The following is a 14,599-nucleotide window of genomic DNA, read 5'->3' as shown; positions in this document are numbered from 1 at the left end:
TCCCAGACCCCTTACCTCTACATCCGCTCACTTTACCCCTCAATACTTGTTAGGGGTTAAAAACATATATCTGTAAGCAGGGGACAGCGGGGACCAAGGGCCGCCGGGAAAAGGTTTCAATCCCTGAAAGGGATTAGAGGTCATTGGGACGAAATCGGCTCACCGCAGAATATTTAAAGGATCCAGTTTCAATCCCTGAAAGGGATTAGAGGTCATTGGGACGCGATCGGCAACTACTCAATTCCCTATTAATTGCGTTTCAATCCCTGAAAGGGATTAGAGGTCATTGGGACCTGAGGTTGTCCTTCTTTCGCGGCGGGCCAATTTGTTTCAATCCCTGAAAGGGATTAGAGGTCATTGGGACTTGAGGGAAAAAAATATTTCCGTAGCCTCAATAGTTTCAATCCCTGAAAGGGATTAGAGGTCATTGGGACCCGACCCGCAGAAGCAGCGGGAAGAGGAAGCAGAAGGAACCAGTTTCAATCCCTGAAAGGGATTAGAGGTCATTGGGACGGATTGTTCGGGCTGAATCCTCCCGCTGGCTGAAAGTTTCAATCCCTGAAAGGGATTAGAGGTCATTGGGACCGGGGCGTACCCTCAAGGTGGGGCAATGGCACTGTACCCGTTTCAATCCCTGAAAGGGATTAGAGGTCATTGGGACCCAAAACTGCTCTTTTTCAATTCTTAAATAAGTGTTTCAATCCCTGAAAGGGATTAGAGGTCATTGGGACGCCCGTCGCAATCGACCGCCAAAAAACCCCCGTGTTTCAATCCCTGAAAGGGATTAGAGGTCATTGGGACTTACAGGGCTGAGGATTGATGGAGATGGCAACGTTTCAATCCCTGAAAGGGATTAGAGGTCATTGGGACTGGCAATCGGAATGGCGCGATCCAGTGATTGCTAGTTTCAATCCCTGAAAGGGATTAGAGGTCATTGGGACGTAGTAATGGGTTTATTGATATCGAGTTCACCCTGTTTCAATCCCTGAAAGGGATTAGAGGTCATTGGGACTTGGGTAGAATCAATTCACCGGATTTACTGGTGAAGTTTCAATCCCTGAAAGGGATTAGAGGTCATTGGGACGCCGTCCCCGATAAAGAGCGATCGCCTGAATCTAGTTTCAATCCCTGAAAGGGATTAGAGGTCATTGGGACCGTCCCTTTTAAAGCGCAGCACTGCGCGTGACAGGTTTCAATCCCTGAAAGGGATTAGAGGTCATTGGGACGATAGTTGCCTCTAGCTGTTGCCTTCACCATTTGGTTTCAATCCCTGAAAGGGATTAGAGGTCATTGGGACTCTATCTCTAATGAGGAAGCCGATAATAACCTCGTTTCAATCCCTGAAAGGGATTAGAGGTCATTGGGACTCTATAGCGTCGCATGGCATTTCCAATTTTCCCGTTTCAATCCCTGAAAGGGATTAGAGGTCATTGGGACCTCTACCAAATCCCGGAGAGAGTCACTCATGGGGGTTTCAATCCCTGAAAGGGATTAGAGGTCATTGGGACCTGTCCTCACCAGCACGGAAAAACACCTCTTAAGGTTTCAATCCCTGAAAGGGATTAGAGGTCATTGGGACAAATCATCAGTGGCAACCCAGGTGATACCTCCTGGTTTCAATCCCTGAAAGGGATTAGAGGTCATTGGGACGGAAATAATGCCTTGGGTTGCAGCGATCACAGTCGTTTCAATCCCTGAAAGGGATTAGAGGTCATTGGGACGGTAACGTTATCTAGTTCGTCTCTCTATCATCTGGTTTCAATCCCTGAAAGGGATTAGAGGTCATTGGGACCGGGAGAAAATAGTGCCCCTTATTCCTGGGGATACCAAGTTTCAATCCCTGAAAGGGATTAGAGGTCATTGGGACACGGATGTACAAGTATGTCTCTGTCGCGCTGAGAGGGAGAGGTTTCAATCCCTGAAAGGGATTAGAGGTCATTGGGACTTTCCGCTGGTTTCTTAGGAAAGCGGGATTGGGTTTCAATCCCTGAAAGGGATTAGAGGTCATTGGGACTGAAGATTCCAGGGGCGGTCAGCATCCGGTGGATCGAGTTTCAATCCCTGAAAGGGATTAGAGGTCATTGGGACCGCCCGTGGTTGAAAACCTTGGTATATGGAGTTTTCAAGGTGCATTTTCGCGAACCTAGATTAAAAATACCATTACAGCGGCAAATTTGTAAATAGGTGAAATTCATTTTTACCTCAAATTCTTGCTCCGTATAGCTTTCAGGATTTGCGCGAACCGGCTGGAAGGGGAAAAGCATTCAACACCTTATCCCGTGGGAATTTCAGCCCCAAATTTTGCCCCCTTCTGTTTTACAGCTTGGGGTTCGCGCTGAATCTAGGCGAAAAAGATGGTCGAGTCCCTCGGTTCTACTCCCCCGATGCGTTCTATTTTACCTTGGCAGCAGGCACAGAGGAAGAAAAATCGGATATTGTCTTCGTCGGGTTTGATCTGTTTACTCAGGCGCATCCGCAGTTTCTGATACTGAGTCTGGTTCAAATCACACTCAAACATCGAAAATTGCACCCACTGTCCATAGGACTTGAGAATATTGTGAATTTTCGTGCGTCGTTTGTCCTCGGAAATATCGTAAGCAATCACAATATACATAACCCCTCCATCCCATGTTCTACAAATTCACCCCAACCCCATCTCAGGAAGCGGCAGTTGCGCCAATTCCTGGCGAGGGACAGCTATTTCAACACTAAGGGCGGGTATTGGTCGATTTCTTCCATCAAATACTTTGCCATCAGTCGTCCTTGAATTTCAAAGGATTCCTGATAGGTACATTTTTTTCCCATCACCGGATGGGTGAAATCAGACTGTTTTTTCTGTTCATAGAGTCGCAGAAAGGTTCGCAAGGCTTCTGGGGTCAAAGAGACTGCATTGCTAATCGGTTCCGTGGTAAATTCGGCTGGAGTGATGATGCGGTTATTAATCGCATTCAACACCATCGCATCGACAACAATTGGACGAAATTCTTCCATCAAATCCAGAGCTAAAGAGGGGCGTCCATAGCGTTCAACGTGCAGATATCCGAGATAGGGGTCAAAGCCTACAATATTTACTGCACTCTGGATATCATGGCTGAGTAAAGAATAGCCTAAACTGAGCAGGGCATTTACCGGGTCCGTGGGAGGACGACGGCGACGGGCTTCAAAGCTGAATCCTTCGCTACGAATTAAAGCATCAAAACATTGGAAATAAGCAGCACTTCCCGCCCCTTCTAATCCGCGCAAGGAATCAATAGTTACGGTTGATGTCAGGGAGGAAAGGATTTGTTTCAGGCGGTCCGTTGCAGTTTGGAAATTGACATCGCTTCGTTCTCGCTGTTTGCGTAACAAAGCAGTCCGATAGTTCTTGAGTTTTCCCCGAATAAAACCCCGCACCAAATGCAAGGATTTTTCCGTTTCTCCCGCTGCTTGCCATTGGGCTTTGCGGACAAAAATATTCTTAGTCAGTTCCGGTTCTAATCGTCCTAAATATCGTCCTGTTGTGGTTAAAAAACTCAAAGGAATATGGCGATTTAGCAATTCTGTCACCACGGCAGGGGACACAGTGGCCCGTCCCATAATTACAACGCCTTCGATATTAATTAACGGCACATCCAGCAATTTTTGCTTGTTCGCCCGAATATTTAACCGTTCATCAGTTTTACCAATAAAACAGTCATCTTGAGTGATATAAACTGTACCCATGATTCTCTCCTAATTTCAATCTCAAAGTATCTCAATTTTCCCCAAATTCACCTCCGGTCCCCTCCCCTTGGCAAGGGGAGGGTTAGGGTGGGGTCCTCTGATCCAAGGAATTAAAAAAAGCTCCAATATTCCCCAATTAACTCGCTTCTTGATAGCGTTTGACTTTCTCCCCAGCTTGGGGTAAACATTGATGAAATAAGCTGCAACCGCGACACCGTTTTGTGTAGATAGGCGGTGGCATGATTCCAGTTTGGAAGAGATTAGAAATGGCTTCTAAAGTTGCGATCGCCTCCTGTCGCAACTCCTCGGTAATCTCCACCGCTTGCCGTCGCCGAGTTTGGGCATAATATACATACCCTCGCTCAATAGTTTTCCCCATCATTTCCTCTAAACATAAGGCTTGAGCGCAAACTTGTAACTCATCATTATCCCATTCGCCTTTCTTACCCCGCTTATATTCAATCGGATAAACTTCCCCCTCAACGGATTCAATTAAATCCGCTTTGCCAATCAGTTGATACCGTTCCGACTTCAACCAAATCGCCCGAACTTGCCACACTTCCTCCCGATTTCCCTCTCCCAGGGTATGTACCCGTTCATGTAAATCGGTTCCTTCCAAGGTGTAGTGATTGTCCCGAAATTCGCCCGCACAAAACATCCGCCAGCAGCGATGGGGACAATAAGAATATTGATTGAGTGCAGCAATGGTAATGTAATCAGAATTATTCATGAGTTTAATTTGTGGGTAGAATTAACTTGCGATCGCCTCCAATCAAGACCCATTCAACCGCCGAATCATCCCCATTCCCATCGGCGTTTTCCGTCCTGCACCACTGTAGAGGGCAAAATCGGCTAAAACATTAATATCCTTGATAATTTGTGGCGAAGCCTCCCCTAAAATGGAATATCCCATTTCCCCCACACAGCCAATAAACTTACTGCGTTTATCGCTAATAATCTCCGAGTGAACATTCACATAAGTGGGGAAAATATACTCTGTCAAAGACTCCGCCAAGGGAATTTGACTATATTTATTCCAACGGTGTAGCAGACTATTAAATAAACATTCTCGGGTTGGCAAACAGGAATCATATTGACCCTGCCGAAAAGCCGTAGGCGTACAAAAAACCATATCTATTTTCCGTTGACTATCTGAGGCTTTTTCATGCAACTCCCCATAACTGCAAAAATTCGCCCAAGGTTGGCTCACCTGCGGGGTTCCTAAAATCCGAGTAATCTGCAAATTGGCAGACCCTAAATGCCAAGGTTGCTCGGGATTCAGATTTAACCAAAGCTGCATCAAATTGTTAAATAAACTATCATCTAACAGAGAAACCCGCCACCAACAATCTATCCCTTTGGGAATGGGTTTATTGTGCTGCCATTGTAGCAATTGACCAGGATTTTGAGAGGAATATCTTACTTGCAGGGGACTGAGGGTGAAGGCTTTTTCGCTTTTTTGTTCATGTAAAAAAGTCGCCAATTCTGGATTAACGGAATTGATGAGGGTTAGAAACAAAGCATGGAGATGTCTACCACTAAGAAATTGTGGCGAAATTGGTGAGGTGGGAACTAGGTTGATGATGAGACTATGGGGCATTTTTAATCCTTGCCTTAGAGGGTAGTGCAAATATTCTCTTGAAGAAAAGACGGAACTTTAACGAGATACGATGAAAATTATCAGGCAAATTTTCTCACTTAAATTTCGGGATCTTTAGGCCGAAATCGATATTTCATAGAAGCTGGAATTCTAAGTTTTCCAACAGAATAGCATTCCCCTTGTAGGCGCACATTTTGAATCAAACTAACCGGCGGCATATTAATCGTATCATAACTAAAAACTGGATAAGTAAACATGATATCTAGTGGATTAAGCGGGTGATTGCAAATAAACGGTTCTTTTGATGAAATTCGCTTAACTTCATCAGAAAAAGGAACTTCGATTACTTTTGCTTTACTCATCCATTTACCCAGACGAATCCATCGTGGTAATTTTATCGGCTGACTGGAAATGACAAAAAACTCAAAGATGCTTTCGGGTGAAACCTCTTTGTTTCTCCCATAACTGGGAATATTTTTTTGAGTTTTTGCCATTTCAACGTGATAGCGGTTGTCAGCATATTTCCAGGTATTGAGTTGAGTGGTATAGGAGAGCGATCGCGCTGGAGTAACATAAATTCCCGCCTGATTTAGCGCGGTCAAATGTGCCTCATATTGCGGCACTTGTTCTCGGCAAAAGTATCGGTAAGAATTTTCTTCTGGTACGCGAGTCGCGTAGCGATCGCTATCGACCAATCCCAGTGCATAGCAAAGGGCGTAATTATGCAAAATTGGTTCAGTTTCATACAGTCTACCGATTTCGCGAGTCGCATAATAAAGGCTATCGTGAAGTTCCAGATGATAGCGAGAAATAATAGCCATGAAAAATACCTCAAAGAATTACTTTGTTGTCATCATTCTAAATTAAACTGTATTAGGGACACGGCACTGCCGTGTCCTTTTCCAATTAACTTTCTTGACCTAGTTGCGTGAATTATTTAGATTTTTCACGGACTTTTTTGTCTTTATTTTTGTCATCATCTGAGGGCTTCTTTTTAATATGCTCCTTAGCATAGTCTTTGGCTTCCGCATCCGCTTGCTGCAAAATTGATTTCATTCCCTCTTCGCTGCGAATCAGGGTTTTCACTTCATTGAGCATGGGAGTAAAACTATCGCCTACAAAATCGGTATGCACAATAAATTCCTCCTCCATCAAGGCTTGAATGGTTGTTGTTGCAGCCGCCATGACTTCATCTTCGTTCAATGGATCGGGCGATCGCAGCTTTTCGGCGAGGTTCATTTCATCATAAATAGCCTGAGTCCATCGCAGATTGCTAGTAATTTCCCCATCGGCAAAAACCACACCGATTAACTCATTCCGGAGGCGACCCGTCCGCGTCGTTTGAGCGCCATAATGTCGGGTCCGAAGGATATTATTAAACACATAGAGAAACCCGGCCTCAGTGGGGTCTTTCAGGGTAACAATGCTAGGAAAAAACACCTGGGGTTTAATATGGTCTTGCTGATTGATTCGTGCGGTAGTCGTACCAATTTCACCATCTAGCTTACCCTCAGATTTTTTTTCGCCTTTAGATGCCATTGTCCCATTCTCATAAGGCGCATTTAAGGTAAAGGTTTCATGTGCGTTATCGAAGGGGGTAATCGAAAAAGCTGTATCAACTACCACTTTCGATTTTTCCGAACCAGACTCGCCGATCGCAAAGCCATAAATAATACAATCCGGATTGTTCATGGCAAATTTGACATTATATTCGCACTCTTCAGCCGTCATGAATCCATAGTTTCGCAGCAATTCCCGACCCACTAACCGTTCCGGAGTAGATTGCTTGCGCTTAAACATGGTCAACCGGCTAATCGGTTCTTTCGTCTTAATTCCTGAACTCACCCGCGCTTTGTTCAATTCCCCATCGGTTTGAAACAGGGGATAGGATTCGGTAACACGAACGGTGAGAAAGTGGACATATTTCCCCATTGGTTTATAGGGAATTTCGGTCTGAAAAAATTGGGAGGAGACAGTTTTTAAGAATGCCATGATTTTTGCTTCCATTAATTACAACAATTGACAAGGGTACGGGGAGGACAAGGCAGTACCTTTTCCCTGGGGTTATTCTGGGGATTCTTCTTCAGAATTTTCTTTGGATTTAGAGGAATAGTCTTTATTTTCTTGGTCATCGGCTAGACGATAAAGAAATTCGCAGGTATCACGAATCAGGTTAAGTTGTCGTCCCGCTAAACGAGCGCGATCGCCTCCAAAAGATTTTTCAAAAACCTCCATCACAAAATATTCAGCAAACTTTAAAATTGCCTGCCGTTCCTCTTCGCGATTTTTGAAAATCCAGCGTCCTTCTGCGGTGGAAGAATGGACCCGATCCATCAGTTTGAACACTTCAGCAGCAACAACCATCACTAACGCTTCCCCTTGAAAGCTCGGGTCAGCTTTGAGGATAGTATCGGCTGCAATATCAATGGGTTTGAGGACAGCATTAGCTTTGGGATTATATCGCTTATTGGCACGGTAAAATTCGCGATACAGTTCAGTTAATTGTTTGGGATGGTTCAAACTCGATTCTTCTCCCACGTTTAGGGTCTCCTGTTCAGAATTATAGGTACAATATGGGTCAAAGCAGGGGTAAAAATCATAAGCATACAGTTTGATTTTCTCAATTCGGGCTGTATCGACCCCTTGGCGACGCACCCAGCGATTGAGATAGGCAAATACAAACAAAGGACTGGTTTCAAAATCCGTTGCTAACTCAGTTAATTTCCCCCAGTTGGCATCATATTTTCCCTTGCTTTGTTTGGCATTTACATCCAGATGGATGGCATAAGCAGCGGTTAACGCCTTCAGGGGTGCGGGATAGGATGCGCCGTTTTCTTGCCATCCTTCTAGGATGTAGTCGAGGCGGAAACGCTCTCCCTTGGTGAGTAAGCGCAAGGCAACGGGTGCGCTATCTAAAAACACCGTTTCCTCAAATTCAGAACCATCATTAAAAGGCGGAATCGGTGACTCGGAAACCACGGTTTTTACATCCAGAATCATCGGAAATACAAACCCTAACCAAGCAGGCATTACCCAGGATTCCGTATCCGTCGGGTCCCGTCCCGGTGGGAGTGCCATGAAATAAAAGGTCATGGGTTGGTCTTCTAAGTAAGACAACTTAAACGTGGGGTCTTTTTTGTGTTCTTTATCATCTTCTGGCAACTCTTTCTTGCGCTGCAAATCCTCATCAATCAGAAACGCATCGACACTTTGATATTGAGTGCGGTCAAAATTCGCTTTAAACTCATCGCCGATAAAGTGATTGCGGATTTGAGCGTTAAACCGTGTTTGAGCGATATCCGTATAGGCACGATGGAGAAATTTGTTTGTTTCCGGAGTAAAGTAATAGGTGGGATAGAAATAGAGATAGCGATATTTGCCATCTTCAAATCGTTTCCCAGTTGCCTGGGTTTGATTCATCAAAATTTGCCGTAGCATCATCTCCAATCCCGCAATACTCGAAATATTCCGTTTGGCGTTAGAACCTCCTAACATTTGTTTGTTAGTGTAAACCTGCGGCGTGAATAAAACCGCTGATTCCATTTGTTCAGTTACGGTATAGGCAGAATGAGAAATCGAGCAAATCATTTGCCGTCCTCGTCCCGATTTTTTTGCCATATTATACCGATTAAGTTCATCCAGGAAGGTATCCGCCGATGTCTCAACGGTTGTCATTCCCGGTAGCATCACCCCTTGCTGTACCCACTGGCGCAAGTCGTCCCATCCATCGGGGAGTTCATATTGAGAAATAATCGGGGAATTGAGTTGGCAAATATGCCCGATCGCCTCTTCACAAATCGGTCTAACCTCTTCAATACCGGGATGATGTTGGAGATATTTGGCCGCTAGATAATACCACTCATAGGGTACACCGCCGGTATTTCCTTTGAGTTTTAGAGTTTTGAGACTTTCGTTAATCCGCTGGATTTCTCTAATCTGTGGCAGATATTGAGAAAGGTTCCAAAACTTTGCCATTTCCTGCACTAAATCTAAATCTGGCGGTTCCGGCAATTTCTTATTTTGCTTGCGTGCCACTTCAATTCGACTGAGGCGATCGCCCCAAATTTTGCGGGTTGCCACATCCCCAAATTCGGCAATTTGGTCGATTCTGATATCATCCTCAAACTTAAAGTCAGCATTCTCGGATAAAACTCCTTTCTTTTGAAAGGCAATCAAATTTTCACTCCGACTTTTTGCTACCGAACTTTTCAGCGGATTGAGAATCTTTAAAGTCGCACTAAGCGCCACCTCCATCAAACCCAAATCATCAAAAAACAGGGTGTAATAGTCAGCATACTTCATGCCGTTGCCACCTCTACCGAACCCGGTTTGTCGGCGTTTAAGCTGATTGGTGCACAATTGCTTAATTTTCGTGATCACTCGTTCGGGAATATCTTCGACGGGGACGGGTGGCGCATCTCGCCGCGCTAGATAGATTACTCCTGTTGGTAGATAAAGTAAGGGTTCATAGTAGGTGCAATCGGCAGTATTTAATGCTGTGTGAGCATCCATTAGCGCATTATTAACGACATTGGTTAACACGCCGCGATTTTCCGCCAAACTGTGATAGGTAAATTTGAGATTACCATCGCTCAGACTGTGGATGAGGTTGTTTAAACTGGGGTTTTCGGCATCATAAGGATGTTTGATAATCGAGGAGAGGCGATCAGCGAGACAGGTTAAGTCAGAAAGACACATCAACACGCGATCGCGCAATACGGGATTTAACCCTCCATGCACCGAAAAATTCAAATTCGTATCGGATTTACGTTGTGCGTTATAGGCGACACAGAGCAAATCATCCAGGTATTCTTGATACGCTGCGGGTTCTTCGGGATTGATGAAGCGATCGAGATTAAGTTCACAGGCGATCGCATCCACAATTTCTCCATGTTCTGGAATAGATAACGAGCGAAGTTGATCCGGCGTTTTTTCTCGAATGACCCGATACTTCTCCGGCATTTTGGGAAATGCTTTATAATCAAACTTCTCAAAATCATGGAGAATAAACCCCGCAATCACTAGACGCCGCTCTCTCTCTTTCACCACCTGCTTAACAGTTGTTTTAAACTGTTGCAAGCGCAGCTGGATTAAATTAGCCGGAAATAATCCATTCAGTAAATGAGTATTCAACGATTGATCACCAGCATTATCGCGTCTGACATTTTCTTTACCGCGTTTCTCATCCAGGCGATCAAAAAATTTACCCCCTTTTGCCGTCACCCCGATCGCCACCCGAAGCAAATTCGGTAAAACATACTCGGCAAAATCATGCATAATCACATCATTCGGATTTTGCGCCTCTATTGCCTCCCGCAATAACTTAAGCGTCAGTAACTCGCGCTGCTGGGGTTCAATCGTGCGATCGCTCGGTTCCCACCCCATCTCATCATCCCCATCCCCCATCCAATCATCCTCGGATTCCTCTTCGGATAACTCCTCATCAGGATTGGGTGTTATGTCAAACAGAGATAATTGCATCAATTGTTCATTATCTGATTGCTTCCGTTTTTTAGCCATTATTAACCTCTAAGGAATTGAGATAATTGTTTACTTGTCTCATGTAAAGGGGATATTCCTCTAACGCCCGAGAAATACAGGCATACACAACTTTTAGATCTATGTTTTCATGTTGATATTCTAAAATGTCCCGAATTCTTATCCAATCAGCCAGATTGTATGCTAAATCACTGGCAATAATTCCATTTTTACCCAACTCCAAAAAACACAACTCATTAGTTTCCGGAAAACCTTGATAGTCAGTTAGCAGAATATGCCGATTAATACCTAATGAAATATCAAGTATTAAATAAAGCAACCTTTCGACGATCAATTGATTATCAAAACTATCCAAAAATTCATTTAAACTAACAGATTGAAAGTCTTGAAGGGTTTTCAAATACTTATTAAGTAATTGAAGCCGCATTTCTACCAAACCAGAATCCATAGCTTTTATACACCCCATCTAAAAAAGTTTATTCCAGTATTTGCCGTTTAGATTGCTAGATATTTTTTAAGGTCAGAGATTTATGATAAAACTTGACCCCAGATAGATTAAGGGCTAGTCAGAGTCAAATTATGTAAATCACTAAAAAATGAAACAGCTTTATTTGAAGGGCAAACGCCTTTTCTAATTAAAGTTTTAAAAACTTTAATTAGAAAGTTTATCAACATAACATAGCAAATCTGAATGCAGAAAAAGCTATCCTAACAATTGATAAAAATAGGTGTTTGCCCTAGTGTATGATCCTATAAATTACAAGTCATCCTCTGGGGGACAGTAGTAACTCAGATTGGCGTGGAGATTAATATTTTCATCAACAAGATGCCTTAATTGATAAGTCATCTCCATCTGTAAATTTTCAATGGAATTTCCATGATTTTCAATGGAATTTCCATGATTTTTAATCTGAGTGTTCATGGTAGAGATTGTGCGCCAGAGAGTTTCTAGCTCTTTCAGCACCTTGCCTTCAAGCTCAGGGTTGATATTTGGTTGTAGCATAGAGCTTTTCTCCTTACTCCTTCATAATGTTTATTTAGGGCTGCCATACCTAAAAATTGATCTACAAGGTCTAAGTAGACCGAGTAGAGCAAGTAGACAAGGAGAAATAAAAAGCCCGATCAGCCAAAAAGGGGATGAGGCATAAATACTCATGTATCCACTCGTGCTCGCTATTCAAGGTATGGCTTCCTTAACTTCCCAATATAGACCGTGTATTTGATTCCGTCAATAAATTTAGTGTGTTTCATGGTACTTAGTTATTGGAACTGGTCAAATAGCCAAGCAGATCTTTAGTGTCTCTTCTTCCCTCAATAAATTTAGTGTGCTTCATGGTACTTAGCTATTGGAACTGGTCAAATAACCAAGCAGATCTTTAGTGTCTCTTCTTCTGTGCTATGATTAGTTTCACAAGTTGGTGGAGCGGATCTTGCCCAATCAGCAAGGTGATCAAATCCCTTTCAGGGATTGAAATAAATAGCCATGCAGCCAATGGTGATCGCTCCAACATACTCTTTCTATAAGAGTGCCAACCTAAAATCCCTTTCAGGGATCCACCTACTACACCACCCATACCTCACCCCCTTTGCTCTTAAACCAGTAGGCGAGGGTATCCAGTAATAGCGCCGATTGGCTGAAGCCGATCGCATAATCTGCACTTTTATCGTGCAAACTGGACTGATCCTTCATGGGATAGATCTGAAAGTGCATCGGCAGGCGCAAGCGCGATCGCACCTCGGCAACGGGATGAGGAATTACATAACAGACTAATCCCTGTTTCTTCAGTTGCTGGTTAATCTCTCGGAGCCAGGGGTTTGGCGTGAGTTGCCAAACTTGTATCCCTACCAGAACCTGTACTTTGCAGGCGATCGCCTGCAAGTTACCGGGATAAGTAAAATTCCAGTTCTCTTTTTCCTGACGATATTCCCGCAATTTCATAAACCCCAGACAATGTTTAAATCGTCCTTTGGCAATGGGTTTGCCGGTGCGTTGTGCGGTTTCTTCTATCAATCGCATAAATGCCACTTCTGTCATGGGTTCGATGTCCAAATGGCTTAACACTCCCGGCAAATCATAAGTTTTGAAGCGATCGCTCTCGTTGGATTCCGTCACATCATATAACCCACATTGGAGAGGACTCGATCCCCGGAAACTGGTGGCATCCTCTGCAATGGGATTTCCCTTATCTGTTCCCGATAGCTGTTGCCATTCTTCCTGCCATCCTTTAACTTGTCCATACTTTTTCTTGAGCAGAGTATCAAACACCTCCTCACAGGCTTTTTTAAACACCTGGGAAGCATCTGCATATTGTTCCTTAATCGTTGGATGTCCGAGTTGGCGGCATAATTGCATAGACTGTACTGCACCCCAACGCTTGTAATAGCCTTGAAAATTGTTAATTTGACGGTATTTTTCCCGAATCGTCTCGTGAAAGAACACGCGATCGCAAGTTCCACCCGATACCAACGGTGCCGACTCACCCTGAAACAACCGTTCGACTAAATAATTCGGTGACAAGGCATAGGCTGTAAACTTTTTAAAAGGAATCGTTTCCCCCTCTTTTTCATAGCTATCATGTCGTCCCAATCGTCCTAACCGTTGGATAAAACTTCCGGCGTCGGCAGATTCAAAAATTAGGAAATTAATTTTAAAATCTACGCCGACATCAATCGTACTGGTTCCTAAAACTAAATCAGCAAGTAGCGATCGCTCTTTCTGTTCTTTCCCTGTTAATCCCGTATTCTCGGCTACTACTAACCCATACGGTGCCAGCAGTTCCCGAAAAAATCGCGTCAGGCGTTTGACTGCGGCAATGGAATTGAGAACGATCGCCCCTTTACTCCCCGGATATTTCTGAAACTGAGATACAATTAATTGGCTATTCTCTTTCAACCAGGTTTCAGATGCTTTACCCGTTGGTTCTAACGAAATAAACTCTAGCTGAATTCCCCGCGATACTTGTCGCCATCCTTGCGCTTTCAACTCGTGGCACTCTTCCTCCCTATCCGGAAAGCGATACTTTTTTTCACTGACAGGATTAATCTCTTGACACCGAAATCCTGCCAATTTTAATCGGTTCAGCAAATCCTCATTGGGAGTAGCAGAAAGAAACAGAAACTTTTTGCGTCGATTGGTACAGCGAATCAACAGCAGTGTGTTAATGACGCTGGCAATTTGTGGCGCACTGAACACATGAAATTCATCAAAAATAAACAAATCGAACTGTTTATCGAGACGATTCCACAAACTATCAGGACTAGAATTTTTGGTGAGATAGGCACCGCGATGTAAGTAATGAAAAATATCTGGATTCGTTAACAAAATCTCCGATTGACTGGCACGAGTTTCGATCGCCGCACTTTTCCGCAATCCCTCAGTTTCTGCATAAATTTCTAGCACTTCCCCACTTAAGCGAGAAAGGCGAGGTGGATCGCAAAGCTGCAATTGCTGAGTATATCCGCCAATTTGTCCCTCCTGATCCCGTGCGAGTTCATTGGTGGGATAGAGGGCGACTGCCGCTAGATGTCCATATAAAATGCACAGAAAGGCGGCGAGGGTTTTACCGTCCCCGGTCATTGCTGTATTGAAAATTACATCAATATTCGGGTCCTGAATCGCCTTTAATGTCTCTAGTTGATGCCAGGAAAGTCTCCATCCCGCAGGCAGTTCGATGTCCTGGGGGACTTTTGAAGCTGGAGCAGAGTAAATTGGTTTGAGAAGAATGTCATAATTGGACATAAGTTTTTTGTGTCCGTACTTGCTTGTTATTTCTTATGTTGCCACTCAAAATAGAAACT

10 protein-coding genes and 1 CRISPR repeat array are annotated in these 14,599 nt (G+C 43.9%); all 10 genes read right to left on the bottom strand.

Features of this window, described 5'->3' with window-relative positions:
- Positions 1-113: 113 nt before the first annotated feature.
- Positions 114-2,088: direct repeats of the CRISPR family, unit length 37 nt; unit sequence GTTTCAATCCCTGAAAGGGATTAGAGGTCATTGGGAC.
- Between the two features lie 253 nt (positions 2,089-2,341).
- The 10 genes from cas2 to cas3 all read right to left on the bottom strand — a co-directional run bounded on the left by cas2 (position 2,342) and on the right by cas3 (position 14,540).
- Entirely contained in the window at positions 2,342-2,614 is a 273-nt protein-coding gene (gene cas2, locus NG796_RS22040; RefSeq protein WP_261209278.1) for a CRISPR-associated endonuclease Cas2, read from the bottom strand.
- Between the two features lie 83 nt (positions 2,615-2,697).
- The gene (cas1d, locus tag NG796_RS22035; protein ID WP_261209277.1) at positions 2,698-3,702 is read right to left on the bottom strand and encodes a type I-D CRISPR-associated endonuclease Cas1d; all 1,005 of its coding nucleotides are present in this window, start codon (positions 3,700-3,702) and stop codon (positions 2,698-2,700) included.
- A gap of 136 nt (positions 3,703-3,838) precedes the next feature.
- Entirely contained in the window at positions 3,839-4,432 is a 594-nt protein-coding gene (gene cas4, locus NG796_RS22030; RefSeq protein WP_261209276.1) for a CRISPR-associated protein Cas4, read from the bottom strand.
- A gap of 42 nt (positions 4,433-4,474) precedes the next feature.
- Positions 4,475-5,302 carry a CRISPR-associated endoribonuclease Cas6 gene (gene cas6 / locus NG796_RS22025; protein ID WP_261209274.1) on the bottom strand — a complete coding sequence of 276 codons (828 nt, stop codon included), beginning with the start codon at positions 5,300-5,302 and terminating at the stop codon, positions 4,475-4,477.
- A gap of 98 nt (positions 5,303-5,400) precedes the next feature.
- Positions 5,401-6,123 carry a type I-D CRISPR-associated protein Cas5/Csc1 gene (cas5d, locus tag NG796_RS22020; protein WP_261209273.1) on the bottom strand — a complete coding sequence of 241 codons (723 nt, stop codon included), beginning with the start codon at positions 6,121-6,123 and terminating at the stop codon, positions 5,401-5,403.
- 112 nt (positions 6,124-6,235) lie between these two features.
- Positions 6,236-7,294 (bottom strand): type I-D CRISPR-associated protein Cas7/Csc2, encoded by a 1,059-nt coding sequence (gene cas7d, locus NG796_RS22015; protein WP_261209272.1) that lies wholly within the window; start codon positions 7,292-7,294, stop codon positions 6,236-6,238.
- 72 nt (positions 7,295-7,366) lie between these two features.
- Entirely contained in the window at positions 7,367-10,822 is a 3,456-nt protein-coding gene (gene cas10d / locus NG796_RS22010) for a type I-D CRISPR-associated protein Cas10d/Csc3 (protein ID WP_261209271.1), read from the bottom strand.
- Positions 10,815-11,249: a type VII toxin-antitoxin system HepT family RNase toxin gene (hepT, locus tag NG796_RS22005; RefSeq protein WP_261209270.1), complete on the bottom strand. Its 435-nt coding sequence runs from the start codon at positions 11,247-11,249 to the stop codon at positions 10,815-10,817. Before hepT ends, cas10d begins: the two co-directional genes overlap by 8 nt.
- Before the next feature lie 309 nt (positions 11,250-11,558).
- The gene (locus NG796_RS22000) at positions 11,559-11,804 is read right to left on the bottom strand and encodes a hypothetical protein (protein ID WP_261209269.1); all 246 of its coding nucleotides are present in this window, start codon (positions 11,802-11,804) and stop codon (positions 11,559-11,561) included.
- A gap of 558 nt (positions 11,805-12,362) precedes the next feature.
- The gene (gene cas3 / locus NG796_RS21995; protein WP_261209268.1) at positions 12,363-14,540 is read right to left on the bottom strand and encodes a type I-D CRISPR-associated helicase Cas3'; all 2,178 of its coding nucleotides are present in this window, start codon (positions 14,538-14,540) and stop codon (positions 12,363-12,365) included.
- Positions 14,541-14,599: the final 59 nt, after the last annotated feature.

It is taken from the genome of Laspinema sp. D2d, from assembly GCF_025370755.1.
Taxonomy (GTDB): Bacteria; Cyanobacteriota; Cyanobacteriia; order Cyanobacteriales; family Laspinemataceae; genus Laspinema.
The sequence above is the reverse complement of the archived record's forward strand: the minus strand, read 5'-3'. Positions and strand labels throughout refer to the sequence as shown.